We start from the raw sequence: 23,819 nt of genomic DNA, 5'->3' as shown, positions 1-23,819 counted from the left end.
AACGCGTCCTGCGGTTGAGGATCCACCGATGGACCGCACGAGCGACGAGTCCTGCGCCGATCACGCGCGGACGAAGAATCGTGTGCCACCCGGCCGAGGGCCGAGCGGACACCCAGCGGGCGGCACCGCCGACTCAGCCCGCCGTGGCCGCCTTCTTCTCGGCCGGCTTCGCCTCCGCCTCGGGGCGGAACAACCAGGTCAGGCGCGGCTCGAAGATCGGGCGGAAGACGGTGGAGACGAGCTTGGTCATCAGCAGGTTCGCCACGACGACGGCCACGACCATCGTGAGCGCCGCGGCGGGTGCGCCGTACTGCTCGAGCCGGTCGAAGACCTCGAACTGGTACCGCAGGAGCAGGATGATGTAGCCGTGCAGCAGGTAGCAGTAGAAGGTCCGGCTGCCCATGAGCGTCGTCCACGAGCGGCGTCGTGGCACGAGCGAGAGGGCCGCGAACGTGAGCACCAGGCCGACCACGAGCAGCTCGGCGCGCTGCGTGATCCCCTCGAGCGGTGTCGCGCCCAACGGGTCCTCGTCGTAGCGCTGCTTCCAGAGCAGCCAGTCGAGCGTCCAGTCGGCCGAGTACAGGTAGCAGACCGCGAAGCTGCCCCCGAGCAGCAGCGCCGACGCGATGCGGATGCGGGTGTCGGCCAGCCGCTCGAAGCGCTCGCGACTCATGTGCAGCCCGATCACGTAGAAGGGCAGGAAGCCGAGGATCTTCGGCAGCGCGAGCACGTTCGGCACCTCGATGAGCCCGACGAGGAGCGAGATGGCGATCGACGTCGTGATCGGATACTTCAGCGCCCGCCAGATCGGGGTGGTCAGCCGCCACACGAACAGCGCCGCCATGAACCACGCCAGCCACTGGGGCGAGAGGAACATGTAGGGGTCCGGCTCGTCGGTGTAGTGACGCATGATCATCTGCATCGAGATCTCGACGATCAGGTACGGCACGACGAGGGTGCTCACGATCCGCCGCACCTGGCGGGCGTCGCCCATGTAGCGCCGCGCGGTGTACCCGGAGATCAGGATGAAGAACGGCATGTGGAACGCGTAGATCCACACGTAGACGCCGCGGGCCGAGTCCATCGCCACGAACTGCGTCAGGGAGTGCCCGATCACGACGAGCAGCATCACCCAGTACCGTGCGTTGTCGAGGTAGGCGACACGCTCCTTGGGTGCGGCGGTCGTCATGGGCAACGGGTCGAGTGCGCTCATCGTGGATGAACTCTAGTGGAGCGGGCAAGGGGGAGACGATGACGAGCAGCCAGGACGCCCGTCGCACGCAGCGACTGGGTGCCTACGCGGTCGTGGTCGTCGACGACGAGCACGGTGTGCCGCACCTGCTGCTGACCCGGGTCTCGCCGTCCGGCTACCCCGCGGGGTGGTGGGCCCTGCCCGGCGGCGGCGTCGAGCACGGGGAGTCGCCGCACGACGCCGTGCTGCGCGAGCTGCACGAGGAGACGGGTCTCGCCGCGACGACGAGCCGCCTGGTCGACGTCCACGACGTCCACACCGTGGCGCCGGGCCGCGACGACCGGTTCGAGGACTACCACGGCGTCCACCTGCTGTACGCCGTCACCGTCGAGGGGGCAGAGTCCGGTCGACCGCTGCCCGAGCCTCGGGTCGTCGAGGTCGACGGCACGGCCGACGTCGCAGCCTGGCTCCCGCTCGACCGCGTCGACGACGGGGAACGCCGGCTGCTGCCCGCCGTCCAGCACGCGCTCGATCACCTCGAGCAGTACCGGTAGCGGACAGTGCCGCTGGCGAGCCGGGACGATCAGGACTTGGCGGGCGCGGGCGTGTAGAAGAGCATCGCGTAGCTCCCGCGGGCCGACAGCACGAAGGTCGCGCGGGCGCGGCTCCCGTCCTCGCCGCGCGCCGAGTACGTGGTGCTGATCTCGTTGAGGTCCTCCACCACGTCCTTGGTGGGGGTCCCCACGCTGGCCGCGAAGTCCTCGGCGATCGCGTCGGCCTCACGCACCCGGTCGGCCACGACGGCCGCGAAGCGCGGTCGGTCGCCGCTCAGCAGGAGCGTCCCCGTGGACGGGACGGTCCAGCGTCCGTCGAGCAGGGGCTCGCTGCCCTCGGCCTCGACGTCCATGCTCGGCCAGATCAGTCCGGACCGGTCCTTGCCCTCGACGTCGCGGGGGACTTCGGCCGAGGAGGCGCGGGGCTCGAGCTGACCACTGCGGGGATCGCCGAGGTACTCGGCCCGCACGGTCATGACCGGGCGACGGTCGCTGGCCGGGTAGGCGGTGCGGGTGGTCACGTCGCCGGGGTCGGCGGTGATGGTGATGCGGATGTCGCGGTCGTCGGCGGTCTTGCCGCGCGCGGAGACCGTGCAGCCGGTGATCCGCTTGCCCTCGGCCCTGCAGTACTGCGAGAGGTCGTCCTCCACGAGGTTGGCATCGGGGATGACGGCGTTGACCTGGGCGATCAGCCGCCGCAGCACGAGGGTCGGGTCCCCGTCGACGCGCAGGAGCGAGATCGTGACGTCGGGGCGAGGCGCGTCGTCGATCAGGGCGAAGGTGTCGTCGCTGGGGCGCGTCGCGGGCGTCTCGCTCTCGCTCGGCGTGGGGGCGGGCGTCTCGGAGGCCTCCGCCTCGGCCTCGGCCGCCTCCCTCTGGGCCTCGGCGGCGTCGAGCTGTGGCTGGTACGCCTGGATGAGTGCGGGGCTGCGGTAGCGCACGAGCGGGCCGAGCTGCGCGGCGCCGGAAGGCACCTCCAACCCGTAGGAGATCGGGCTCTGCGGCCCGGACTCGTGCTCGGTGACGTCGACGCCGGCGGAGGCCTGGGCGCTCGGGTCGGCACTCGGGTCGACGTCGGACTGGGACCGGGTCTCGCACGCGCCGAGCGTGAGCACGCCGACGAGGGCGAGCAGGGTCGCGGTCCGTCTCATGGGTCTCCTCGGGGCTGGGTCGAGCCCGGTGCGGGGGCGTGGCTCGACCGGTCCGGAGCGCGAACCGGTCCGTTCCATCCTGCCGCAGGCGCACAACGGTGCGCCTCCCAGGTCGACGCAGGCGCGGTAGGTTGGCGCGTCAGGTCCGGACACGGGGCGAGGAGGCGACGCGATGACCGCGCGCACGACGACCGCGGAGCGGGTGTTCGCCCGCCTGCGGGAGGAGATCCTGACCGGTCGGATGGCACCGGGGTCCCAGCACTCGATCTACCGGCTCGCCGACGAGCTCGAGGTCTCCCGCACGCCCGTGCGCGAGGCCGTGCTCCGTCTGGCCGACGCCGGGCTCGTCACGGTCGAGCGGAACCGCGGACTCCGGGTACGGGGCGTCACGGTCCAGGACGTGCTGGAGGTCTTCGACCTGCGCCTGCTGCTGGAGGTCCCCGCCGCGGCGTTCGCCGCACGTCACGCCGACGCCGACCAGTGCGCCGCTCTGCAGGGTCACCTGGCGGCGATGGGGCAGGCGGCCCGGGCCGGGGACGAGCAGGCGTTCGACGGCCATGACCGGGACCTGCACGCCGCCCTGCACGCCGTGAGTGGGAACAGCAGGCTGGGGGAGGAGGTGCTGGCGCTGCGTGCCTCCATCCAGGCGCGAGGAGCGGTGACCCTGCACCGGTCGCGGGGTGCGCAGGAGATCCTCGAGGAGCACACGCCCATCGTTGAGGCGGTCGTCGCCGGTGACGTCCGGGGCGCGGCGGTGCTCATGCGCGACCACCTGGTGCACACCGCTGAGCTGCTCGCGCGCCAGCTGGACCCGGACGTCGACGTCGCGGCCTGGAGGACGCGGACGGCCTCGTTCGTCGTCAGTAGCATGCTACTGTCGGAGGACATCTCCCGATCATCGGATCCCGGCCGACAGGAGCGGACATGAGCCACGGTGCGAGCGAGTTCGCCCCCGACCACCCCGAGACCGTCTTCACCTACGGTGCTCCCGGCCTCAAGATGGGCGTCGGCGCCCGCCACGAGCTCGGCCACGACCTGGCCGTGCTGGGCGCGCGGCGCGTGCTGCTGGTGACCGACCCCGGCGTGGCCGCCACGGGCGCGCCCGCCGAGATCGCCGAGCGCGTCGGTCGCGACGGGATCGACGTCGTGACCTTCGACGGGAGCCGGGTGGAGCCCACCGACGCGAGCCTGCTCGAGGCCATCTCCTTCGCGCGTGCGAACGGCCCGTTCGACGCCGTGCTCGCGGTGGGCGGCGGCAGCAGCATCGACACCGCCAAGGCCGTCGACCTGATGCTCACCAACGACGGCGAGCTCATGGACTACGTGAACGCCCCCGTGGGCGGCGGCCGCGCCCCGGCCAACCCGCTGCTTCCCCTCGTGGCCGTGCCGACCACCACCGGCACGGGCAGCGAGAGCACGACCATCTGCGTCCTCGACGTGGTGAGCCAGCACGTCAAGACCGGCATCTCCCACCCCCGGCTGCGACCGACGCTCGCCGTCGTGGACCCCGAGCTGACCCTGACCCAGCCGGCGAACGTGACCGCCGCGTCCGGGCTCGACATCCTGTGCCACGCGCTGGAGAGCTACACGGCTCGGCCCTACGCGTCGTACGAGGCCAAGTCCGCCGACCAGCGGGTCCCCTACTGCGGCTCGAACCCGATCTCCGACGTCTGGTCCGAGCGCGCGCTCGCCCTCATGGCCACGTCCTTCCGTCGCGCCGTGACCCACGGCGGCGACCTCGAGGCACGCACCCAGGTGGCCACGGCCGCCACCTTCGCCGGGCTCGGGTTCGGCAACGCGGGCGTGCACATCCCGCACGCGAACGCGTACCCGATCGCCGGGCAGGTCCGTGAGTTCCGTCCTGACCACTACCCGGCCGACGACGGTGCCTCCGGCCACGCCGGTCTCGTGCCGCACGGGATGGCGGTGTCCCTCACGGCGCCCGCCGCGTTCCGGTTCACCTTCGACGCCGCCCCCGACCGCCACGTGCGCGCCGCCCGTCTGCTCGACCCCGACGCCGTGATGACCGACGACCCGGCCGACCTGCTGCCGCAGGTGCTCACGGCGGTCATGCGCGACGTCGGCATCCCCGCCGGCCTCGCCGCCGTCGGGTTCGGCGCCGCCGACCTCGACCCGCTGGTCGAGGGCGCGATGAAGCAGCAGCGCCTCCTCGCCACGGCCCCGCGCGAGGTCACCGAGGACGACGTCGCGGGGATCCTCGACGCCTCGCTCGAGCTGTGGTGAGCCTCGAGGCGCCGCCGACGGCCGGGAGCGCCTCCGCGACCGACGTGGTGGCCGAGCTGCGCCGCCGCGGCGTCGTCGACGTCGACGACTCGACGACCACGCGGGCCCTCTACAGCACCGACGCCTCGCTCTACCGCGTGGTGCCGCAGGTGGTCGTGCGGCCGCGCGCGGTCGACGAGGTGCTCGCCGTCCTCGACGCGTCGCGCGCCACCGGGGTGCCGGTCACGTCCCGCGGTGCCGGCACCTCCATCGCCGGCAACGCCGTCGGCACCGGGATCGTGGTCGACTTCGCCAAGCACCTCGACCGGGTGCACGAGGTCGACGTCGAGCGGCGGGTCGCACGGGTCGACCCGGGTGTGGTGCACGCGTCTCTGCAGAAGGTCGCGGCTCCCCAGGGGCTGCGCTTCGGGCCCGACCCGTCCACGCACACCCGCTGCACGATCGGCGGCATGATCGGCAACAACGCGTGCGGCAACCGTGCCCTCGGGTACGGCCGCAGCTCCGACAACGTGGCGGCGCTGGACCTCGCCACCGGCACGGGGGAGCGCCTGGTGGTGGGCCGCGACGTCACCGCGACGTCGCCCACCCTCGACCGGCTGCGCGACGTCGTCGCGACCGACCTCGCGACCGTGCGCACCGAGCTCGGCCGCTTCGGCCGCCAGGTCTCCGGGTACAGCCTCGAGCACCTGCTGCCCGAGCGAGGCTTCGACGTCGCGTCCTTCATGGCCGGTTCCGAGGGCACGCTCGGCGTGCTGCTCGGCGCCACCGTCGACCTCGTTCCCACGCCGCGCCACGTGCACCTCGTCGTGCTGGGGTACGGGTCGATGGCCGAGGCCGGGGACGACGTGCCCACCATGCTTCCGCACGGTCCGATCGCCTGCGAGGGCCTCGGCGCGCGGATCATCGAGGTCTACCGGGCCGCCAAGGGAGCCGCGGGCGTGCCCGAGTACCCCCGCGGCGGCGGCTTCCTCTACGTGGAGCTGGCCGGCGACGACCCCGCCGAGCTCGCGGCCCAGGCCGACCGGGTGGTGGCCGACTCGGCCGCACTGGCCCACCGCCACGTGACGTCGGTGGCCGAGCAGGCAGCGTTCTGGCGGATCCGCGAGGAGGGTGCCGGACTCGCGTCACGCATCTGGGACCGCCCCGCGCTCTCCGGCTGGGAGGACGCCGCGGTGCCGCCCGCGAGCGTCGGCGCCTACCTGCGCGACTTCGACGCCCTGCTCCAGCAGCACGACCTGCACGGGGAGCCCTACGGCCACCTCGGCGACGGCTGCGTGCACGTGCGGATCGACTTCCCGATCTCCGAGCCCGGCGGTCCGGCCGGGTACCGGGCCTTCATCGAGGACGCCGCCCGCCTCACCGCGTCGCACGGCGGCTCCTTCTCGGGCGAGCACGGCGACGGCCGGGCCCGCTCGGAGCTGCTGCCGCTCATGTACTCCGCCCCGGCGCTCGCGCTCTTCCGCGGGGTCAAGCACGTGCTCGACCCCGACGACCTGCTCAACCCCGGCGTCCTCGTTGATCCCGATCCCATCGACGGTTCGCTCCGCGCGCAGGGCAAGGGCTGGGCCGCCGGCCTCCAAGGCACGCGTCGTGGCCTGCGTCTGCTGCACGACGACGGCGACCTTGGTGCTGCGGTGCACCGCTGCACCGGCGTGGGCAAGTGCCTCGCCGACAACGCCGCGTCCCACGGCGTCATGTGTCCGTCGTTCCAGGCGACACGTGACGAGAAGGACTCCACCCGTGGCCGGGCCCGTGTGCTGCAGGAGATGGTCGACGGACGTCTCGTCACCGGCGGCTACCGCGCGCCGGAGGTGCACGAGGCGCTCGACCTCTGCCTCTCCTGCAAGGGCTGCCTGAACGACTGCCCCACCGGCATCGACATGGCCACCTACAAGTCCGAGGTCCTGCACCAGACCTATCGGGGCCGGATCCGTCCCCGCAGCCACTACGTGCTCGGCAAGCTGCCCTTCTGGGCGAGGCTCACCTCTCCGGTGGCTCGCCTGGCGAACCTCGCGCTGCGCGTGCCCGGACTCGCGCACGTGGCGCGCTGGGTGGCGGGCGTCGACCAGCGTCGCAGCCTGCCCGCCTTCGCGACCCAGCGCTTCAGCCGGGCGGCGCGACCGCTGCTCACGGCGCGGTCCGAGGTCTCTCGCGACGAGCGACCGCGCGTGGCGATCTGGGCCGACTCCTTCACCGAGTACTTCTCCACGTCGGGTGGCCTGGCCGCCGTCCGGCTCCTGGAGTCGGCCGGCTACCGGGTCGAGGTCGTGCAGAAGCAGTCGTGCTGCGGGCTCACGTGGATCACGACCGGCCAGCTCGACACCGCCCGCGAGCTGGTCGAGCGCACCGTGGCCGTGCTGCACGAGTACGTCGCCGCCGGCGTGCCGGTGGTCGGCCTCGAGCCCTCGTGCCTCGCCGTGCTGCGGTCCGACGCCGTGGAGCTGACCGACGACCCGCGGGCCGTCGAGGTCGCGGCGGGGGTGCACACCGTGGCCGAGCTGCTGGCGCGGACCGACGGCTGGGAGCCGCCGGACCTGAGGGGCACCGAGGTCGTCGTCCAGCCGCACTGCCACCAGTCGTCGGTGCTCGGCTTCGAGGCCGACATGGACCTGCTCGGCCGGACCGGGGCCACGGTCACGAGGCTGTCGGGCTGCTGCGGCCTGGCCGGCAACTTCGGGGTCGAGCGCGGCCACTACGAGGTGTCGGTGGCGGTCGCGGAGCAGCAGCTGATGCCCGCCGTCCGCGCGATGGGGGAGGGCGCGGTCGTCCTGGCCGACGGCTTCTCCTGCCGCACCCAGCTCGACGACCTGGCCGACGTGCCGGCGATCCACCTGACCGAGCTGCTCGCGCCGGGGGAGTAGGTCGCCTCGCCCTGCAGGGATTCTCCTTCTGAGTGGGACGGTCCACGAGAAGGGAGAATCCCTGCCCTGCCGAGGGGGTCCGGGCTCGCCACGGTGCTTCCTTCGCCCGGCACGGCCCTCGCGAAGGAAGAAGCATGTGCGGATCACGCAGAGAGGAAGCATCGTGGCGCAGCCGGGCCGCGGCCCGGGAGCCCGACCGACCTCGTACCCTCCGCCCGGTCGAGGCCTTTCGGAGCCTGACCTCGCTCGGCGCCGAGGCGGCGCAGCCGCAGGACGAGTCCGAGCCGACGCAGTCGCACGACGCGACCCCGCCGGGGCGGCCCGGCGACGGGGAACCCCGCGATTTGCTCGGGCGTTGTGGTGGAAGGTACTGTTGAGTGCTGTGCCTGGATCTGCCAGGCCGCTGCGCGCATCCCGCCACCCAGCACCAGTTCGGCGGCGAGTGCAGCACGACTCAGAGTCCTTCTCGCCTGAAGAAAGAAGTCCGTAGTGCCCACGATCAACCAGCTGGTCCGCAAGGGCCGCCAGACCAAGGTGACCAAGACCAGCACGCCGGCACTCAAGGGTTCGCCCCAGCGCCGCGGTGTCTGCACCCGCGTCTACACCACGACCCCGAAGAAGCCGAACTCGGCGCTTCGCAAGGTCGCTCGTGTGCGTCTGTCTTCCGGTACCGAGGTCACCGCGTACATCCCCGGTGAGGGCCACAACCTCCAGGAGCACTCCATCGTGCTCGTGCGTGGTGGTCGTGTGAAGGACCTCCCGGGTGTGCGCTACAAGATCGTTCGCGGCTCCCTCGACACGCAGGGTGTCAAGGGTCGCAAGCAGGCTCGCAGCCGCTACGGCGCGAAGAAGGAGAAGAGCTAATGCCTCGCAAGGGTCCCGCGCCCAAGCGCATCCCCGAGACCGACCCGGTCTACAACAACCAGCTCGTCACGATGCTGATCAACAAGATCCTCGTCGACGGCAAGAAGCAGACCGCACAGCGCATCGTCTACACCGCGCTCGAGGGCACCCGCGACAAGTCGGGCACCGACCCGGTCGTCACCCTCAAGCGCGCGCTCGACAACGTCAAGCCCGCCCTCGAGGTCAAGTCCCGCCGCGTCGGTGGTGCGACCTACCAGGTCCCGATCGAGGTCCGCCCCGCTCGTCAGACCACCCTCGCCCTGCGCTGGCTGGTCAAGTACTCGAGCGAGCGTCGCGAGAAGACGATGGCCGAGCGCCTCATGAACGAGCTCCTCGACGCCAGCAACGGCCTCGGCGGCAGCGTCAAGAAGCGCGAGGACACGCACAAGATGGCCGAGGCCAACCGCGCCTTCGCCCACTACCGCTGGTAGCCGGTTCGCCGGAGCACCCCGGTGCTCCGGCGACAGAACATCCAAGACTTCCGAAGGAAAGCTGAAGCCACGTGGCAACCGACATCACCACCGACCTGACCCGGGTCCGCAACATCGGCATCATGGCGCACATCGACGCCGGCAAGACCACCACCACCGAGCGGATCCTGTTCTACACCGGCATCACCTACAAGATCGGTGAGGTCCACGACGGCGGCGCCACCATGGACTGGATGGAGCAGGAGCAGGAGCGCGGCATCACCATCACGTCCGCCGCGACGACCTGCTGGTGGAAGGACCACCAGATCAACATCATCGACACGCCCGGCCACGTCGACTTCACGGTCGAGGTCGAGCGCTCGCTGCGCGTCCTCGACGGTGCCGTCGCCGTGTTCGACGGTGTCGCCGGCGTCGAGCCGCAGTCCGAGACCGTGTGGCGCCAGGCCGACAAGTACGGCGTCCCGCGCATGTGCTTCGTCAACAAGCTCGACCGCACGGGCGCATCGTTCGACTTCTGCGTCAAGACCATCCGCGAGCGCCTCGGCGCCACGCCGCTGGTCCTGCAGCTGCCCATCGGTGCCGAGAGCGACTTCCTCGGCGTCGTCGACCTCGTCGGCATGCGTGCCCTCACGTGGCGCGGCGAGACGACGATCGGTGAGGACTACACGGTCGAGGAGATCCCGGCCGAGCTCGCCGACGCCGCAGCCGAGGGTCGCGAGGCCCTCCTGGAGACGCTGTCCGACGTCGACGACGCGATCGCCGAGAAGTTCCTCGACGGCGAGGACATCGGCGTCGACGAGCTGAAGGCCGCGATCCGTCGCGCCACCCTGGCCGCCGAGCTCAACCCGGTGCTGTGCGGCACGGCGTTCAAGAACAAGGGCGTCCAGCCCCTGCTCGACGCCGTCGTCGACTTCCTGCCGTCCCCGATCGACGTGGGCGACGTCAAGGGCCACGACGCCAAGGACGAGTCCGTCGAGGACACCCGCCCGCCGTCGGAGGACGCGCCGTTCGCCGGCCTGGCGTTCAAGATCGCCACGGACCCGCACCTGGGCAAGCTGACCTTCGTCCGCGTGTACTCCGGTCGCCTGGAGTCGGGCACCTCGGTGCTCAACGTGACCAAGGGCCGCAAGGAGCGGATCGGCAAGGTCTACCAGATGCACGCCAACAAGCGTGAGGAGATCGCGTCGGTCGGCGCCGGCCAGATCGTGGCCGTCATGGGCCTCAAGGACACGACCACGGGCGAGACGCTGGCCGACTCGGCCAAGCCGATCGTGCTCGAGTCGATGACCTTCCCCGACCCGGTCATCCAGGTCGCCATCGAGCCCAAGACCAAGAGCGACCAGGAGAAGCTCGGCGTCGCCATCCAGAAGCTCGCCGAGGAGGACCCGACGTTCCAGGTCCACACCGACGAGGAGACCGGACAGACGATCATCGCCGGCATGGGCGAGCTCCACCTCGACATCCTCGTGGACCGCATGAAGCGCGAGTTCAAGGTCGAGGCCAACGTCGGCAAGCCGCAGGTCGCGTACCGCGAGACCATCAAGAAGACGGTCACCGGTCACAGCTACACCCACAAGAAGCAGACCGGTGGCTCCGGCCAGTTCGCCAAGGTCGTCATCGGCGTGGCCCCCAACGGCCCCGACGCCGGCGGCGAGGGCGGCTACGAGTTCCACAACGAGGTCACCGGTGGTCGCGTGCCGAAGGAGTACATCCCCTCGGTCGACGCCGGCGGTCAGGCAGCCATGGAGTTCGGCGTGCTCGCCGGCTACCCCATGGTCGACGTCAAGTTCACCCTGGAGGACGGCGCGTACCATGACGTCGACTCCAGCGAGCTTGCGTTCAAGCTGGCCGGCAACATGGCCTTCAAGGAGGCCGCACGCAAGGCCGACCCGGCTCTGCTCGAGCCGATGTTCGCCGTCGAGGTCACGACGCCCGAGGACTACATGGGCGACGTGATCGGCGACCTCAACTCCCGCCGTGGACAGGTCCAGGCGATGGAGGAGGGCTACGGCGGTGCCAAGCTGATCAAGGCACTGGTACCGCTGTCCGAGATGTTCGGCTATGTGGGCGACCTGAGGTCCAAGACCTCGGGGCGTGCCTCGTACTCGATGCAGTTCGACTCCTACGCCGAGGTTCCCAAGGCCGTGGCGGAGGAGATCATCAAGAAGGCCCGCGGCGAGTAACGCTCGGCGTCATCGGTAAGGTGGCCTAGGTCTCCCCGCGGGACTCGACGGCTTTCAGATCCGGCAACATTCCAGACACGGCAACTCACAACCCAGAAGGAGCCCCAGTGGCTAAGGCGAAGTTCGAGCGGACCAAGCCGCACATGAACATCGGCACCATCGGTCACATCGACCACGGTAAGACGACGCTGACCGCGGCGATCACCAAGGTGCTGCACGACAAGTACCCCGACCTGAACGAGGCCTCGGCCTTCGACCAGATCGACAAGGCTCCCGAGGAGCGTCAGCGCGGCATCACGATCTCGATCGCGCACGTGGAGTACCAGACGGAGAACCGTCACTACGCCCACGTCGACTGCCCCGGCCACGCCGACTACGTCAAGAACATGATCACCGGCGCGGCTCAGATGGACGGCGCGATCCTCGTGGTCGCCGCCACCGACGGCCCGATGCCGCAGACCCGTGAGCACGTCCTCCTGGCCCGCCAGGTCGGCGTCCCCGCCATGGTGGTCGCGCTCAACAAGTGCGACATGGTCGACGACGAGGAGATCCTGGAGCTCGTCGAGCTCGAGGTCCGCGAGCTGCTCAGCGACCAGGAGTTCGACGGCGACAACGTCCCCGTCGTCAAGGTCGCGGCTCACCCGGCGCTGCAGGGCGACGCCAAGTGGGGCGAGTCGATCCTCGAGCTCATGAACGCGGTCGACGAGTACATCCCGCTGCCCCCGCGTGAGACGGACAAGCCGTTCCTCATGCCGGTCGAGGACGTCTTCACGATCACCGGTCGTGGCACCGTCATCACCGGTCGTATCGAGCGCGGCATCGTCAAGGTCAACGAGACCGTCGACATCGTCGGCATCCGTGAGACCAAGCAGACGACGACCGTCACGGGCATCGAGATGTTCCGCAAGCTGCTCGACGAGGGCCAGGCCGGCGAGAACGTCGGACTGCTCCTGCGTGGCACGAAGCGTGAGGACGTCGAGCGCGGCATGGTCATCATCGCGCCCGGTTCCACCACGCCGCACACGGAGTTCGAGGGCCAGGTCTACATCCTGTCCAAGGAGGAGGGTGGCCGTCACACGCCGTTCTTCAACAACTACCGTCCGCAGTTCTACTTCCGCACCACGGACGTCACCGGCGTCGTCACGCTGCCCGAGGGCACCGAGATGGTCATGCCCGGCGACAACACCGAGATGAGCGTCGAGCTGATCCAGCCGATCGCCATGGAGGAGGGCCTGCGCTTCGCCATCCGCGAGGGCGGCCGCACCGTCGGCGCCGGCCGTGTCACCAAGATCAACAAGTGATCTGACGACACACCAGCACTGCTGAGCGTTGCCCCTCGGACCTTCGGGTCCGGGGGGCTTCGTCGTTCCCTCGACCTGCCGCTGCGCTGCCCCCGCCCCTGCTCGTCCTGCTGCTGCGCCGCCTCGGCTCCTCGTCGGCTCGGCCTCCGAGAGGGCCTCGACCGGGCGGTGGGGTGCACCGTCGGCTGGGCTCTCGGGGCTTGGTCGGGTGAGAGGTAGATGGCGCGCGGATACGACGTCGCTATCCGCGCGCCACCTACCTCTGGGTGTCCGGTAGCGCGCGCCACCTACCTCTCACCCACCAGGCCCGCCCCTTCCCACTGGGCGGTAGGAGAGCCACCGAATTCCGGGGACGGAGGTTGGTGAGAGACCTCATCCGCGGGGAATGAGGTGTCAGGCCTACCTCCGCCCCGCCGATTCCGTGCCCCACCTACCGCCAGATCCGGCCAGACCCCGAGACCCCGAGCCGAGGCGCACCCAGGTCCCCGGTCGAGGCCCCTTTCGGAGCGCAGGACGACGAGAAGCTGCGCCGACGCAGCCGCAGGACGACGCCAAGCCGCGCCGACGCAGCAGCAGGACGGGAAGGACGCGAGGTGTCGCAGCCGCGGGCGCGAAGGGCCGCGGGGGGCGATTTGTGTTTGCGGGGGAGTCTCTGTCAGACTAGTGCGGTTGCTCCGGCCGTATTGCTGGGGCGCGCTTGCCCGGAACTCACGCCGGGACCGACGGGTGCGCCGCACGGTGAACGGCCTGGCTGCTGGAAACGTAGGAGACGCGGACTCGTCAGAGGCCGCGGCCCGGGACCGGCGGTCCAACCACCCAACTCCAGAAGGTTCGCGCACGCTCGTGGTCAACTCCGCGACACGCCCGACCTCGGGGGCGGAGGGGAGCGATCCCCTCCAGGGAGAACCAGCCCCAGGGGCACACCAAGCTGACGAAGAGTAAGGACGACCAGAGCATGGCGGGACAGAAGATCCGTATCCGGCTCAAGGCCTACGACCACGAGGTGATCGACACCTCGGCGCGCAAGATCGTCGACACGGTCACGCGCACCGGAGCCTCCGTGGCCGGCCCCGTGCCCCTGCCGACCGAGAAGAACGTGTACTGCGTGATCCGGTCGCCGCACAAGTACAAGGACAGCCGCGAGCACTTCGAGATGCGTACGCACAAGCGGCTCATCGACATCATCGACCCGACGCCGAAGACCGTCGACTCGCTCATGCGACTCGACCTGCCGGCCGGTGTCGACATCGAGATCAAGCTCTGAGGGAGGACCTGAACACATGAGCACCTCCTCCACCGTCAACGCGCGCGGCCTCCTGGGCCGCAAGCTCGGCATGACCCAGGTCTGGGACGCCGAGGGCAAGATCGTGCCCGTCACGGTCCTGGCTGCCGAGACCAACGTCGTCACGCAGATCCGCACGCCCGAGACCGACGGCTACAGCGCCGTCCAGATCGGCTTCGGCGAGATCGACGGACGCAAGGTCAACAAGCCCGAGGCCGGTCACTTCGCGAAGGCCGGCGTCACGCCGCGTCGTCACGTCGTCGAGATCCGCACCGAGGCCATCGCCGACTACGCCCTGGGCCAGGAGATCTCCCCGGAGATCTTCGCCGCGGGCGACGAGGTCGACGTCACCGCCACGAGCAAGGGCAAGGGCTTCGCCGGCGTCATGAAGCGTCACGGCTTCTCCGGCGTCGGAGCCTCCCACGGCGCGCACCGCAACCACCGCAAGCCCGGCTCGATCGGTGGCTGCGCCACCCCGGGTCGCGTCTTCAAGGGCCTGCGCATGGCCGGCCACATGGGCGCCGAGACCGTCACCACCCAGAACCTGACCGTCCACGCCGTGGATGCCGCCAAGGGCGTCATCCTCGTCAAGGGCGCGGTCCCCGGCCCCAAGGGTGGACTCGTCGTGGTCCGCTCTGCCGCGAAGGGAGCCTGATCCATGGCCGTCAAGACCATCGATGCCGCGCTGCCCGTCGACATCTTCGGCGTGCAGACGAACATCCCCCTGATCCACCAGGTCGTCACCGCCCAGCTCGCCGCCGCCCGTCAGGGCACGCACGACGTCAAGTCGCGTGGCGAGGTGTCCGGTGGTGGCAAGAAGCCCTACCGCCAGAAGGGAACCGGCCGCGCCCGCCAGGGCTCGATCCGCGCACCCCAGTACAACGGTGGTGGCATCGTGCACGGCCCGACGCCGCGCAGCTACGACCAGCGCACCCCCAAGAAGATGAAGGCCGCCGCCCTGCGCGGTGCCCTCTCGGACCGGGCCCGCTCGGGACGTCTGCACGTGGTCGAGTCGCTCGTCACCGGTGAGGTGCCCTCCACCAAGGCCGCCGTCGCCGCGATCGCCGAGCTCACCGCGCGTCGCCGCGTGCTCGTGGTCGTCAAGCGCGAGGACGCGCTGACGGCCAAGAGCCTGCGCAACGTCACCGACCTCGTCGTGCTGACCTTCGACCAGCTGAACACGTACGACGTCGTGCTGAGCGACGACGTGATCTTCACGCAGGCCGCGTTCGAGGCCTTCGTCGAGGCGCGTTCGGCCGAGGGCACCGAGACCGTCGCGCTGAGCGCCGCGGTCGTCGAGGCCGACGCCAAGCCGGCCGCGAAGGCGAAGAAGGCCCCGGCGAAGAAGGCTCCGGCGAAGAAGGCGGAGGCCGCCAAGGTCGACGCCGAGCCCGCCGAGAAGGTCGAGGCCCCGGCCGCCGACGCGACCGAGGGTGCGACCAAGACGCAGCCCTACGGTCCCGGCTCCAAGGCCCCGCTCAAGAGCGGCAACGCCCCCAAGGGTCACGAGATCAAGGGCAACGCCGACTCGATGAAGTACCACACCGCGGACAGCCCCTGGTACGACCAGACGGTCGCCGAGGTCTGGTTCGACACCGAGGAGACCGCGCAGGCCGCCGGTTTCACGAAGGCTGGTGAGTGAGCATGAGCACCCTGCACAAGGACCACCGCGACGTCCTGATCGCGCCCGTCGTCTCCGAGAAGACGTACGCGCTCATCGACGACAACAAGTACACGTTCCTGGTGCGTCCGGACGCGAACAAGACGGAGATCAAGATCGCCGTCGAGACCGTGTTCGGCGTCAAGGTGACGGCCGTCAACACGATCAACCGCAAGGGCAAGACGCGTCGCACCCGCAACGGTGAGGGCAAGCGCAAGGACACCAAGCGGGCCATCGTGAGCGTCGCCGCCGGCCAGAGCATCGACATCTTCTCGAGCCCGAGCTGAGGACTGACCAGACATGGCTATTCGCAAGTACAAGCCGACCACGCCGGGCCGTCGAGGCTCCAGCGTCGCCGACTTCGCCGAGATCACCCGCACCACGCCGGAGAAGTCCCTCGTGGAGCCGCTGCCCAAGAAGGGCGGCCGCAACAACCAGGGACGCATCACCACGCGTCACCAGGGTGGCGGTCACAAGCGGGCCTACCGCGTGATCGACTTCAAGCGCTACGACAAGGACGGCGTGCCGGCCAAGGTCGCTCACATCGAGTACGACCCCAACCGCACCGCGCGCATCGCGCTGCTGCACTACGCCGACGGCGAGAAGCGCTACATCATCGCGCCTGACGGCATCCGTCAGGGCCAGGCCGTCGAGGCCGGTCCGACCGCCGACATCAAGGTGGGCAACAACCTGCCGCTGCGCAACATCCCCGTCGGTACCCAGATCCACGCCGTGGAGCTGCGTCCCGGTGGTGGCGCCAAGATGGGTCGGTCCGCCGGAGTGCGTGTCCAGCTCGTCGCCAAGGAGGGTTCGCGCGCCCAGGTGCGTCTGCCCTCCGGCGAGATGCGCTACGTCGACGTCCGCTGCCGCGCCACGATCGGCGAGGTCGGCAACGCCGAGCAGTCCAACATCAACTGGGGCAAGGCAGGACGCAACCGCTGGAAGGGCAAGCGCCCGACCGTCCGTGGTGTCGCCATGAACCCGATCGACCACCCGCACGGCGGTGGCGAGGGCAAGACGTCCGGTGGACGTCACCCCGTCTCCCCGTGGGGCAAGCCCGAGGGCCGTACGCGCAAGCGCAAGGCCAGCGACCAGATGATCGTCCGCCGCCGCAAGTCCGGCCGCTGAGCTACGACGAGCTCAGGAACCAGGAGTAGAGAATGCCCCGTAGTTTGAAGAAGGGTCCCTTCGTCGACGGCCACCTCGAGAAGAAGGTGGACGCTCAGAACGAGGCCGGAACCCACACCGTGATCAAGACCTGGTCGCGTCGCTCGATGATCCTGCCGTCCTTCATCGGACACACGGTCGCCGTGCACGACGGCCGCAAGCACGTCCCGGTGTTCATCACCGACGCGATGGTCGGGCACAAGCTGGGCGAGTTCGCCCCCACCCGCACCTTCCGCGGTCACGAGAAGGACGATCGAAAGGCCAAGAGGCGATGAGTGCAGCCACCCGAGACAACGTCAGCGCGCGCCGCGAGCGCCTGCTGGGCGACGCACCGGGCGCGTTCGCCGTGGCCCGCTTCGTGCGGGTCACGCCGCAGAAGGCGCGCCGTGTCGGCGACCTGGTCCGCGGCATGGACACCGACGAGGCCCTCGCGATCCTGCGGTTCGCCCCGCAGGCCGTCGCGTCGAACTTCTACAAGCTCGTGGAGTCCGCCGTCGCGAACGCCGAGACCACCGAGGGCCTGGACGCGTCCGACCTCGTGATCTCCGTCGTGCACGTCGACGAGGGGCCGACCATGAAGCGTTGGCGTCCGCGCGCCAAGGGTGCGGCCAACCGCATCCTCAAGCGCACGAGCCACCTGACCGTCGTCGTGCAGCCGTCCGCTGACGTGCCGCAGTCGCGCAAGAACTCGAAGAAGGGCGGTCGCTGACATGGGCCAGAAGATCAACCCGCACGGCTTCCGACTCGGCATCTCGACCGACCACAAGAGCCGCTGGTACGCCGACAAGCTGTACAGCAGCTACGTCGGTGAGGACGTCAAGATCCGCAAGCTGCTGACCAAGGGCATGGATCGCGCCGGCATCAGCCGCGTGGAGATCGAGCGCACGCGTGACCGCGTCCGCGTCGACATCCACACCGCGCGTCCGGGCATCGTCATCGGTCGCCGCGGCGCCGAGGCCGACCGCATCCGCGGTGAGCTCGAGAAGCTCACCGGCAAGCAGGTGCAGCTCAACATCCTCGAGGTCAAGCAGCCCGAGCTCGACGCCCAGCTCGTCGCCCAGGGTGTCGCCGAGCAGCTGAGCGGCCGCGTGCAGTTCCGTCGCGCGATGCGCAAGGCGATGCAGACGACCATGCGCTCCGGTGCCAAGGGCATCCGGATCCAGTGCTCGGGTCGTCTCGGCGGCGCCGAGATGAGCCGCTCGGAGTTCTACCGCGAGGGCCGCGTGCCCCTGCACACGCTCCGCGCCGACGTCGACTACGGCTTCTACGAGGCCAAGACCACCTTCGGTCGCATCGGCGTCAAGGTGTGGATCTACAAGGGTGAGGTCGCCGGTACCCGCGCCGAGCGCGAGGCCGAGACCGCGCGTCGCGCCGCCGCCCCCGGCAGCCGCCGCCCCCAGCGCGGGCGTCGTCCCGCACGTGACGACCAGGCCGGCCAGGCCCCGGCAGCACAGGGTGCTGCGCAGGCCCCGGCCGAGCAGGCCGCACCCGCAGCCGAGGCAGCTCCTGCCACGGCCGCCGCGGGCGCTGCCACCGAAGGAGGGCAGTCCTGATGTTGATGCCTCGTAGGGTCAAGTACCGCAAGCAGCACCACCCCAAGCGCCGTGGCATGGCCAAGGGCGGCACGGAGCTGGCGTTCGGCGACTTCGGCATCCAGGCGGTCGAGGGTCACTACGTGACCAACCGCCAGATCGAGTCCGCTCGTATCGCCATGACGCGTCACATCAAGCGTGGCGGCAAGGTGTGGATCAACATCTACCCCGACCGCCCGCTGACCAAGAAGCCGGCCGAGACCCGCATGGGCTCGGGCAAGGGCTCGCCCGAGTGGTGGGTCGCGAACGTCAAGCCCGGACGCGTCATGTTCGAGCTGTCGGGCGTGACCGAGGAGGTCGCCCGTGAGGCGATGCGCCGCGCCATCCACAAGCTGCCGATGAAGGCCCGCTTCATCACCCGCGACACCGAGGGAGGGTTCTGAGCATGGCTGCGAAGACCACTGCCGCAGAGCTGCGCGGCCTCGATGCCGAGGCTCTGGAGACCAAGCTGCGCGAGGCCAAGGAAGAGCTGTTCAACCTGCGCTTCCAGAACGCCACGGGCCAGCTCGACAACACCGCTCGCCTGAAGACCGTCCGTCGCGACATCGCCCGCATCTACACGGTGCTGACCGAGCGCGAGCTGGGCATCATCGAGGCGGTCGAGGCATGAGCACCAGCGAGAAGGACACCGTGACCACCACGAACGACACCCCCAGCAGCGACCGCAACTACCGCAAGGTGCGCGAGGGACTCGTCACGAGCGACAAGATGGACAAGACCGTCGTCGTCATCGTCGAGGACCGCGTCAAGCACGCCCTGTACGGCAAGGTGCTGCGTCGCAACGTGAAGCTCAAGGCGCACGACGAGGCCAACGCGGCCGGCGTCGGCGACCGTGTGCTCATCCAGGAGACCCGCCCGCTGTCGGCCACCAAGCGCTGGCGCGTCGTGGAGATCCTCGAGAAGGCGAAGTGAGAGACAGATGATTCAGCAGGAGTCGCGACTCAAGGTCGCCGACAACACCGGTGCGAAGGAGATCCTCTGCATCCGCGTTCTCGGCGGATCGGGTCGACGCTACGCCGGCATCGGCGACACCATCGTCGCCACCGTCAAGGACGCCATCCCCGGCGGCAACGTCAAGAAGGGCGACGTCGTCAAGGCCGTCATCGTGCGCACCGTCAAGGAGCGCCGTCGTCCGGACGGCTCGTACATCAAGTTCGACGAGAACGCCGCGGTCATCCTGAAGACCGACGGCGATCCGCGTGGAACGCGCATCTTCGGCCCCGTGGGCCGCGAGCTGCGCGACAAGAAGTTCATGCGGATCATCTCGCTCGCCCCGGAGGTGCTCTGACATGACCAGCAACAAGAAGCCGACGCTGTCGATCCGCAAGGGTGACCAGGTCAAGGTCATCGCCGGTGCCGACAAGGGCGTCGAGGGCAAGGTCATCGAGGTGATCGCCGAGCGCAACCGCGTCATCGTCGAGGGCGTGAACCGCATCAAGCGGCACACGCGCGCCGGCGCCGACGGCAGCCAGGGCGGCATCATCACGCGTGAGGCCCCGATCCACGTCTCGAACGTGATGCTCGTGGTCGACGTCGACGGTGACAAGACCACCACGCGCGTGGCCTACCGCCGCGACGACGTGACCAAGAACCGTGCAGACGGTTCCAGCTACGAGGCCCAGCGCAGCGTGCGCGTGTCCTCCAAGACCGGAAAGGAGATCTGAGCATGGCTGAGACCACCACTGCCGCTCCGCGGCTGAAGGCCAAGTACCGCGAGGAGATCCTCCCGGCCCTGCGCGAGGAGTTCGACCACGCGAACGTCATGCAGGTGCCCGGGCTGACGAAGATCGTCGTCAACATGGGTGTCGGCGAGGCAGCTCGCGACGGCAAGCTCATCGAGGGCGCGATCCGCGACCTCACCGCCATCACGGGCCAGAAGCCGCAGGTGACCAAGGCGCGCAAGTCGATCGCCCAGTTCAAGCTGCGTGAGGGCATGCCGATCGGCGCGCACGTCACGCTGCGCGGCGACCGCATGTGGGAGTTCCTCGACCGTCTGCTGACGCTCGCCCTCCCGCGCATCCGCGACTTCCGTGGTCTGAACGGCAAGCAGTTCGACGGCCGCGGCAACTACACCTTCGGTCTCACCGAGCAGGTCATGTTCCACGAGATCGACCAGGACAAGATCGATCGCTCGCGTGGCATGGACATCACCATCGTCACCACGGCCATCAACGACGACGAGGGTCGCGCGCTGCTGAAGCGGCTCGGCTTCCCCTTCAAGGAGAACTGACATGGCGAAGACCGGCCTGAAGATCAAGGCGGCCCGCAAGCCCAAGTTCGCGGTCCGTGGCTACACGCGCTGCCAGCGCTGCGGCCGACCCCGCTCGGTGTACAAGAAGTTCGGCCTGTGCCGCATCTGCCTGCGCGAGATGGCGCACCGCGGCGAGCTGCCGGGCGTGACCAAGAGCAGCTGGTAATCCACCAACCCTCACGACCGTCGTAGGTCCTCCCTCACCCGCATGGCACACCGCCTGGGGGCACGGGATGCGAAACCGCGGCAGGAACGGAACACATCACCATGACCATGACCGATCCGATCGCGGATCTGCTCACGCGGATCCGCAACGGCAACCAGGCGTTCCACGACGAGGTGTCGGCGCCGTACTCCAAGCTGAAGGAGGGCGTCCTCGCCCTGCTCAAGCAGGAGGGCTACATCACCGACTACCGCGTCATCGAGCCCGCTGAGGGCGAGGTGGCCAAGAACCTGCAGATCACCCTCAAGTACGGCCCCCAGCGCGAGCGCTCGATCGCCGGCATCCGCCGCATCAGCAAGCCGGGCCTGCGGGTGTACGCCAAGTCCACGAACCTGCCGAAGGTGCTCGGCGGACTCGGTGTCGCCATCATCTCGACCAGCCAGGGCCTGCTGACCGATCGTCAGGCCACGACCAAGGGTGTAGGCGGAGAAGTCCTCGCCTACGTCTGGTGAGGGAGGAGACGAACACATGTCGCGCATCGGCAAGCTGCCCGTCGCCGTCCCGTCCGGCGTCGAGGTCACCATCGAAGGCCAGGACGTCCGCGTCAAGGGCCCCAAGGGCGAGCTGTCCCACACGGTCGCCGACCCCATCACGGTCGCCCGTGGTGAGGACGGCAGCCTCGAGGTCAACCGTCCCGACGACGAGCGCAGGAGCAAGGCCCTCCACGGGCTGAGCCGCACGCTCATCAACAACATGGTCGTCGGCGTCACCGACGGCTACGAGAAGAAGCTCGAGATCGTCGGCGTCGGCTACCGCGTCCTCTCCAAGGGCCCGACGGAGCTCGAGTTCGCGCTCGGCTTCAGCCACCCCGTGGTCGTCAAGGCCCCCGAGGGCATCACGTTCAACGTGGAGGCCCCCACCAAGTTCTCGGTCATCGGCATCGACAAGCAGTCGGTCGGCGAGGTCGCCGCGAACATCCGCAAGATCCGCAAGCCCGAGCCCTACAAGGGCAAGGGCGTCCGTTACGCCGGCGAGCGCGTGCTGCGCAAGGCTGGAAAGGCTGGTAAGTGATGGCCGTCTCCATCAAGCAGTCCAAGGGTCGCTCCGCCCGCGCCACGTCGCGCGCGCGGCGCCAGATCCGCGGTCGCAAGAAGCTCCACGGCTCGCCCGAGCGTCCTCGTCTCGTCGTGACCCGGTCCAGCAAGCACATCGTGGCCCAGGTCGTGAACGACCTCGAGGGACACACGCTGGCCTCGGCCTCGACCCTCGAGGCCGACCTGCGGTCCTTCGAGGGCGACAAGACCGCCAAGGCGAAGAAGGTCGGCGAGCTCGTGGCCGACCGGGCGAAGGCCGCCGGCATCGAGAGCGTCGTCTTCGACCGCGCGGGCAACCGGTACGCCGGTCGTGTCGCGGCGCTGGCCGACGGTGCGCGTGAAGGCGGGCTGGAGTTCTGATGACCCACAACATCAACGACAACGACGACATGGGGAGTGCCGCATGAGCGCCCAGCAGAACCGCCGAGGAGGCGGAGACCGTCGCGGTGGTCGAGGCGACCGCGGCGGCGACAAGTCCAACTACATCGAGAAGGTCGTCACGATCAACCGTGTCGCCAAGGTGGTCAAGGGTGGACGTCGCTTCAGCTTCACCGCCCTGGTGATCGTCGGCGACGGTGACGGCCAGGTCGGCATCGGCTACGGCAAGGCCAAGGAGGTCCCCACGGCGATCTCCAAGGGTGTCGAGGAGGCGAAGAAGAACTTCTTCCGCGTCCCGCGCATCCAGGGCACCATCCCGCACCCGGTGACGGGCGAGAAGGCGGCCGGTGTCGTCTTCCTGCGTCCGGCATCGCCCGGTACCGGCGTCATCGCCGGTGGCCCGGTGCGCGCGGTGCTCGAGGCCGCCGGCGTCCACGACGTGCTGAGCAAGTCGCTCGGCTCCTCGAACTCCATCAACATCGTCCACGCGACGGTGGCGGCCCTCAAGGGCCTGGAGTCGCCCGAGATGGTCGCGCAGCGTCGCGGCCTGTCGGTCGAGGACGTCGCACCCGCCGCACTGCTCAAGGCGCAGGCCGAGGGCATCAAGGAGGCGCAGAACGCGCCCGTCGAGGCTGGTGTCTGATGGCACGTCTCGAGATCACCCAGGTTCGTTCGGCGATCGGTCGCCAGCAGAACCAGCGCCACACGTTGCGGTCGCTGGGTCTCAAGCGCATCGGTGACGTCGTCGTCAAGGAAGACCGTCCCGAGATCCGTGGCATGGCTGAGACCATCCCGCACCTCGTGGACGTCAAGGAGGTTGACTGACATGGCGCTGAAGCTCCACCACCTGCGCCCCGCCCCCGGTGCCAAGACCGCGAAGACCCGTGTGGGTCGCGGTGAGGGCTCCAAGGGCAAGACCGCCGGCCGCGGTACCAAGGGCACCAAGGCCCGTTACCAGGTGCCGGCCGGCTTCGAGGGTGGCCAGATCCCCCTCCACATGCGCCTGCCCAAGCTGAAGGGCTTCAAGAACCCCTTCCGTGAGGAGTACCAGGTCGTCAACGTCGAGCGGATCGGCACCCTCTTCCCCGAGGGTGGCGCCATCGACGTCGACGCGCTGGTCGAGGCCGGGGCGGTCCGCAAGGGCCACCTGGTCAAGGTGCTCGGCGAGGGCGACCTCTCGGTCGCCGTCCAGGTCACGGCTCACAAGTTCTCCGGTTCGGCCCGCAGCAAGATCGAGGCCGCCGGCGGCAGCGCGACCGAGCTCTGAATGACGCTCTGACGCACGACGGCGAGGCTCTCGGACCCTTCGGGTCCACTCGAGAGCCTCGCCGTCGTTCGTCGTCCGGCACCTCGTGCCGAGGCAGACGCCGTGACGGCGCGGGACGACCGTCCTGCAACCACCGGGCAACGGC

31 protein-coding genes are annotated in these 23,819 nt (G+C 69.5%); 29 read left to right on the top strand and 2 right to left on the bottom strand.

Translation table 11 applies throughout. The annotated features are described in order from the left end of the window. Nucleotides 1-133 precede the first annotated feature (133 nt). Nucleotides 134-1,213: an acyltransferase family protein gene (locus NUV38_RS11620; protein WP_257729265.1), complete on the bottom strand. Its 1,080-nt coding sequence runs from the start codon at nucleotides 1,211-1,213 to the stop codon at nucleotides 134-136. A gap of 38 nt (nucleotides 1,214-1,251) precedes the next feature. Here NUV38_RS11620 and NUV38_RS11615 point away from each other — a divergent pair, with 38 nt between their 5' ends. After that, entirely contained in the window at nucleotides 1,252-1,746 is a 495-nt protein-coding gene (locus NUV38_RS11615) for an NUDIX domain-containing protein (RefSeq protein ID WP_257729264.1), read from the top strand. Between the two features lie 29 nt (nucleotides 1,747-1,775). Here NUV38_RS11615 and NUV38_RS11610 read toward each other — a convergent pair whose 3' ends face one another. After that, complete coding sequence (locus tag NUV38_RS11610) at nucleotides 1,776-2,897, bottom strand: hypothetical protein (RefSeq protein WP_257729263.1); 1,122 nt, start codon at nucleotides 2,895-2,897, stop codon at nucleotides 1,776-1,778. 172 nt (nucleotides 2,898-3,069) lie between these two features. Here NUV38_RS11610 and NUV38_RS11605 point away from each other — a divergent pair, with 172 nt between their 5' ends. From NUV38_RS11605 to rplO, 28 genes are all read left to right on the top strand, one after another. Continuing rightward, nucleotides 3,070-3,825, top strand: a complete 756-nt coding sequence (locus NUV38_RS11605; protein ID WP_257729262.1) for a GntR family transcriptional regulator — start codon at nucleotides 3,070-3,072, stop codon at nucleotides 3,823-3,825. Beyond that, nucleotides 3,822-5,141, top strand: a complete 1,320-nt coding sequence (locus tag NUV38_RS11600) for a hydroxyacid-oxoacid transhydrogenase (RefSeq protein WP_257729261.1) — start codon at nucleotides 3,822-3,824, stop codon at nucleotides 5,139-5,141. Before NUV38_RS11605 ends, NUV38_RS11600 begins: the two co-directional genes overlap by 4 nt. After that, nucleotides 5,135-8,002, top strand: a complete 2,868-nt coding sequence (locus NUV38_RS11595) for an FAD-binding and (Fe-S)-binding domain-containing protein (protein ID WP_257729260.1) — start codon at nucleotides 5,135-5,137, stop codon at nucleotides 8,000-8,002. The genes NUV38_RS11600 and NUV38_RS11595 overlap by 7 nt, the downstream gene beginning before the upstream one ends. 489 nt (nucleotides 8,003-8,491) lie before the next feature. Then, the gene (gene rpsL / locus NUV38_RS11590) at nucleotides 8,492-8,866 is read left to right on the top strand and encodes a 30S ribosomal protein S12 (protein WP_257729259.1); all 375 of its coding nucleotides are present in this window, start codon (nucleotides 8,492-8,494) and stop codon (nucleotides 8,864-8,866) included. After that, nucleotides 8,866-9,336 (top strand): 30S ribosomal protein S7, encoded by a 471-nt coding sequence (gene rpsG / locus NUV38_RS11585; protein ID WP_055964258.1) that lies wholly within the window; start codon nucleotides 8,866-8,868, stop codon nucleotides 9,334-9,336. The genes rpsL and rpsG overlap by 1 nt, the downstream gene beginning before the upstream one ends. Before the next feature lie 71 nt (nucleotides 9,337-9,407). Beyond that, nucleotides 9,408-11,519 (top strand): elongation factor G, encoded by a 2,112-nt coding sequence (fusA, locus tag NUV38_RS11580; protein ID WP_257729258.1) that lies wholly within the window; start codon nucleotides 9,408-9,410, stop codon nucleotides 11,517-11,519. 107 nt (nucleotides 11,520-11,626) lie between these two features. After that, complete coding sequence (gene tuf / locus NUV38_RS11575) at nucleotides 11,627-12,820, top strand: elongation factor Tu (RefSeq protein ID WP_055964264.1); 1,194 nt, start codon at nucleotides 11,627-11,629, stop codon at nucleotides 12,818-12,820. A 955-nt stretch (nucleotides 12,821-13,775) separates the two neighbouring features. Beyond that, nucleotides 13,776-14,084 (top strand): 30S ribosomal protein S10, encoded by a 309-nt coding sequence (rpsJ, locus tag NUV38_RS11570; RefSeq protein ID WP_055964267.1) that lies wholly within the window; start codon nucleotides 13,776-13,778, stop codon nucleotides 14,082-14,084. A 16-nt stretch (nucleotides 14,085-14,100) separates the two neighbouring features. Continuing rightward, complete coding sequence (gene rplC, locus NUV38_RS11565) at nucleotides 14,101-14,757, top strand: 50S ribosomal protein L3 (RefSeq protein WP_257729257.1); 657 nt, start codon at nucleotides 14,101-14,103, stop codon at nucleotides 14,755-14,757. Nucleotides 14,758-14,760: 3 nt separating this feature from the next. Then, nucleotides 14,761-15,744: a 50S ribosomal protein L4 gene (gene rplD, locus NUV38_RS11560; RefSeq protein WP_257729256.1), complete on the top strand. Its 984-nt coding sequence runs from the start codon at nucleotides 14,761-14,763 to the stop codon at nucleotides 15,742-15,744. 2 nt (nucleotides 15,745-15,746) lie between these two features. Next, entirely contained in the window at nucleotides 15,747-16,049 is a 303-nt protein-coding gene (gene rplW / locus NUV38_RS11555; RefSeq protein WP_257729255.1) for a 50S ribosomal protein L23, read from the top strand. Nucleotides 16,050-16,062: 13 nt separating this feature from the next. Then, on the top strand, nucleotides 16,063-16,890 hold the full coding sequence (rplB, locus tag NUV38_RS11550; RefSeq protein ID WP_257729254.1) for a 50S ribosomal protein L2: 828 nt from the start codon (nucleotides 16,063-16,065) through the stop codon (nucleotides 16,888-16,890). Between the two features lie 32 nt (nucleotides 16,891-16,922). Beyond that, nucleotides 16,923-17,204, top strand: a complete 282-nt coding sequence (rpsS, locus tag NUV38_RS11545) for a 30S ribosomal protein S19 (RefSeq protein WP_055964284.1) — start codon at nucleotides 16,923-16,925, stop codon at nucleotides 17,202-17,204. Further along, nucleotides 17,201-17,638 carry a 50S ribosomal protein L22 gene (gene rplV, locus NUV38_RS11540; protein ID WP_257729253.1) on the top strand — a complete coding sequence of 146 codons (438 nt, stop codon included), beginning with the start codon at nucleotides 17,201-17,203 and terminating at the stop codon, nucleotides 17,636-17,638. Before rpsS ends, rplV begins: the two co-directional genes overlap by 4 nt. 1 nt (nucleotide 17,639) lies before the next feature. Further along, nucleotides 17,640-18,482 carry a 30S ribosomal protein S3 gene (rpsC, locus tag NUV38_RS11535; protein WP_257729252.1) on the top strand — a complete coding sequence of 281 codons (843 nt, stop codon included), beginning with the start codon at nucleotides 17,640-17,642 and terminating at the stop codon, nucleotides 18,480-18,482. Then, nucleotides 18,482-18,904: a 50S ribosomal protein L16 gene (gene rplP / locus NUV38_RS11530; protein WP_055964290.1), complete on the top strand. Its 423-nt coding sequence runs from the start codon at nucleotides 18,482-18,484 to the stop codon at nucleotides 18,902-18,904. Before rpsC ends, rplP begins: the two co-directional genes overlap by 1 nt. A gap of 2 nt (nucleotides 18,905-18,906) precedes the next feature. Then, nucleotides 18,907-19,131: a 50S ribosomal protein L29 gene (gene rpmC / locus NUV38_RS11525; RefSeq protein ID WP_055964293.1), complete on the top strand. Its 225-nt coding sequence runs from the start codon at nucleotides 18,907-18,909 to the stop codon at nucleotides 19,129-19,131. Next, complete coding sequence (rpsQ, locus tag NUV38_RS11520) at nucleotides 19,128-19,433, top strand: 30S ribosomal protein S17 (protein ID WP_055964297.1); 306 nt, start codon at nucleotides 19,128-19,130, stop codon at nucleotides 19,431-19,433. Before rpmC ends, rpsQ begins: the two co-directional genes overlap by 4 nt. 7 nt (nucleotides 19,434-19,440) lie before the next feature. Beyond that, nucleotides 19,441-19,809: a 50S ribosomal protein L14 gene (gene rplN, locus NUV38_RS11515; RefSeq protein WP_055964301.1), complete on the top strand. Its 369-nt coding sequence runs from the start codon at nucleotides 19,441-19,443 to the stop codon at nucleotides 19,807-19,809. Between the two features lies 1 nt (nucleotide 19,810). Next, nucleotides 19,811-20,185 (top strand): 50S ribosomal protein L24, encoded by a 375-nt coding sequence (gene rplX, locus NUV38_RS11510; protein WP_257729251.1) that lies wholly within the window; start codon nucleotides 19,811-19,813, stop codon nucleotides 20,183-20,185. A gap of 2 nt (nucleotides 20,186-20,187) precedes the next feature. Then, a complete protein-coding gene (rplE, locus tag NUV38_RS11505; protein ID WP_257729250.1) occupies nucleotides 20,188-20,751 on the top strand; it encodes a 50S ribosomal protein L5 in 564 nt (187 codons plus the stop codon). A gap of 1 nt (nucleotide 20,752) precedes the next feature. After that, nucleotides 20,753-20,938, top strand: a complete 186-nt coding sequence (locus NUV38_RS11500) for a type Z 30S ribosomal protein S14 (RefSeq protein ID WP_055964310.1) — start codon at nucleotides 20,753-20,755, stop codon at nucleotides 20,936-20,938. Between the two features lie 101 nt (nucleotides 20,939-21,039). Beyond that, nucleotides 21,040-21,447, top strand: coding sequence for a 30S ribosomal protein S8 (gene rpsH / locus NUV38_RS11495; RefSeq protein ID WP_055964313.1), 408 nt, complete (start codon nucleotides 21,040-21,042; stop codon nucleotides 21,445-21,447). A 16-nt stretch (nucleotides 21,448-21,463) separates the two neighbouring features. Next, entirely contained in the window at nucleotides 21,464-22,006 is a 543-nt protein-coding gene (rplF, locus tag NUV38_RS11490) for a 50S ribosomal protein L6 (RefSeq protein WP_257729249.1), read from the top strand. Continuing rightward, nucleotides 22,006-22,389, top strand: a complete 384-nt coding sequence (gene rplR / locus NUV38_RS11485; protein ID WP_055964318.1) for a 50S ribosomal protein L18 — start codon at nucleotides 22,006-22,008, stop codon at nucleotides 22,387-22,389. The genes rplF and rplR overlap by 1 nt, the downstream gene beginning before the upstream one ends. Nucleotides 22,390-22,432: 43 nt before the next feature. After that, on the top strand, nucleotides 22,433-23,050 hold the full coding sequence (gene rpsE, locus NUV38_RS11480; protein ID WP_257729248.1) for a 30S ribosomal protein S5: 618 nt from the start codon (nucleotides 22,433-22,435) through the stop codon (nucleotides 23,048-23,050). After that, nucleotides 23,050-23,232 carry a 50S ribosomal protein L30 gene (gene rpmD, locus NUV38_RS11475; RefSeq protein ID WP_055964323.1) on the top strand — a complete coding sequence of 61 codons (183 nt, stop codon included), beginning with the start codon at nucleotides 23,050-23,052 and terminating at the stop codon, nucleotides 23,230-23,232. The genes rpsE and rpmD overlap by 1 nt, the downstream gene beginning before the upstream one ends. A 1-nt stretch (nucleotide 23,233) precedes the next feature. Continuing rightward, on the top strand, nucleotides 23,234-23,674 hold the full coding sequence (rplO, locus tag NUV38_RS11470) for a 50S ribosomal protein L15 (protein WP_055964326.1): 441 nt from the start codon (nucleotides 23,234-23,236) through the stop codon (nucleotides 23,672-23,674). The last annotated feature ends 145 nt before the right edge of the window (nucleotides 23,675-23,819 follow it).

It is taken from the genome of Aeromicrobium sp. 50.2.37, assembly GCF_024655735.1.
In the GTDB taxonomy this organism is placed as follows: Bacteria; Actinomycetota; Actinomycetes; order Propionibacteriales; family Nocardioidaceae; genus Aeromicrobium.
The sequence above is the reverse complement of the archived record's forward strand: the minus strand, read 5'-3'. Positions and strand labels throughout refer to the sequence as shown.

What these genes read in the sequence shown, in the direction of transcription:
- NUV38_RS11620 (WP_257729265.1), bottom strand. Translation starts at nt 1,213, where the DNA reads ATGAGCGCACTCGACCCGTTGCCCATGACGACCGCCGCACCCAAGGAG.
- NUV38_RS11615 (WP_257729264.1), top strand. Translation starts at nt 1,252, where the DNA reads ATGACGAGCAGCCAGGACGCCCGTCGCACGCAGCGACTGGGTGCCTAC.
- NUV38_RS11610 (WP_257729263.1), bottom strand. Translation starts at nt 2,897, where the DNA reads ATGAGACGGACCGCGACCCTGCTCGCCCTCGTCGGCGTGCTCACGCTC.
- NUV38_RS11605 (WP_257729262.1), top strand. Translation starts at nt 3,070, where the DNA reads ATGACCGCGCGCACGACGACCGCGGAGCGGGTGTTCGCCCGCCTGCGG.
- NUV38_RS11600 (WP_257729261.1), top strand. Translation starts at nt 3,822, where the DNA reads ATGAGCCACGGTGCGAGCGAGTTCGCCCCCGACCACCCCGAGACCGTC.
- rpsG (WP_055964258.1), top strand. Translation starts at nt 8,866, where the DNA reads ATGCCTCGCAAGGGTCCCGCGCCCAAGCGCATCCCCGAGACCGACCCG.
- rpsJ (WP_055964267.1), top strand. Translation starts at nt 13,776, where the DNA reads ATGGCGGGACAGAAGATCCGTATCCGGCTCAAGGCCTACGACCACGAG.
- rplC (WP_257729257.1), top strand. Translation starts at nt 14,101, where the DNA reads ATGAGCACCTCCTCCACCGTCAACGCGCGCGGCCTCCTGGGCCGCAAG.
- rplD (WP_257729256.1), top strand. Translation starts at nt 14,761, where the DNA reads ATGGCCGTCAAGACCATCGATGCCGCGCTGCCCGTCGACATCTTCGGC.
- rplW (WP_257729255.1), top strand. Translation starts at nt 15,747, where the DNA reads ATGAGCACCCTGCACAAGGACCACCGCGACGTCCTGATCGCGCCCGTC.
- rplB (WP_257729254.1), top strand. Translation starts at nt 16,063, where the DNA reads ATGGCTATTCGCAAGTACAAGCCGACCACGCCGGGCCGTCGAGGCTCC.
- rpsS (WP_055964284.1), top strand. Translation starts at nt 16,923, where the DNA reads ATGCCCCGTAGTTTGAAGAAGGGTCCCTTCGTCGACGGCCACCTCGAG.
- rplV (WP_257729253.1), top strand. Translation starts at nt 17,201, where the DNA reads ATGAGTGCAGCCACCCGAGACAACGTCAGCGCGCGCCGCGAGCGCCTG.
- rpsC (WP_257729252.1), top strand. Translation starts at nt 17,640, where the DNA reads ATGGGCCAGAAGATCAACCCGCACGGCTTCCGACTCGGCATCTCGACC.
- rplP (WP_055964290.1), top strand. Translation starts at nt 18,482, where the DNA reads ATGTTGATGCCTCGTAGGGTCAAGTACCGCAAGCAGCACCACCCCAAG.
- rpmC (WP_055964293.1), top strand. Translation starts at nt 18,907, where the DNA reads ATGGCTGCGAAGACCACTGCCGCAGAGCTGCGCGGCCTCGATGCCGAG.
- rpsQ (WP_055964297.1), top strand. Translation starts at nt 19,128, where the DNA reads ATGAGCACCAGCGAGAAGGACACCGTGACCACCACGAACGACACCCCC.
- rplN (WP_055964301.1), top strand. Translation starts at nt 19,441, where the DNA reads ATGATTCAGCAGGAGTCGCGACTCAAGGTCGCCGACAACACCGGTGCG.
- rplX (WP_257729251.1), top strand. Translation starts at nt 19,811, where the DNA reads ATGACCAGCAACAAGAAGCCGACGCTGTCGATCCGCAAGGGTGACCAG.
- rplE (WP_257729250.1), top strand. Translation starts at nt 20,188, where the DNA reads ATGGCTGAGACCACCACTGCCGCTCCGCGGCTGAAGGCCAAGTACCGC.
- NUV38_RS11500 (WP_055964310.1), top strand. Translation starts at nt 20,753, where the DNA reads ATGGCGAAGACCGGCCTGAAGATCAAGGCGGCCCGCAAGCCCAAGTTC.
- rpsH (WP_055964313.1), top strand. Translation starts at nt 21,040, where the DNA reads ATGACCATGACCGATCCGATCGCGGATCTGCTCACGCGGATCCGCAAC.
- rplF (WP_257729249.1), top strand. Translation starts at nt 21,464, where the DNA reads ATGTCGCGCATCGGCAAGCTGCCCGTCGCCGTCCCGTCCGGCGTCGAG.
- rplR (WP_055964318.1), top strand. Translation starts at nt 22,006, where the DNA reads ATGGCCGTCTCCATCAAGCAGTCCAAGGGTCGCTCCGCCCGCGCCACG.
- rpsE (WP_257729248.1), top strand. Translation starts at nt 22,433, where the DNA reads ATGAGCGCCCAGCAGAACCGCCGAGGAGGCGGAGACCGTCGCGGTGGT.
- rpmD (WP_055964323.1), top strand. Translation starts at nt 23,050, where the DNA reads ATGGCACGTCTCGAGATCACCCAGGTTCGTTCGGCGATCGGTCGCCAG.
- rplO (WP_055964326.1), top strand. Translation starts at nt 23,234, where the DNA reads ATGGCGCTGAAGCTCCACCACCTGCGCCCCGCCCCCGGTGCCAAGACC.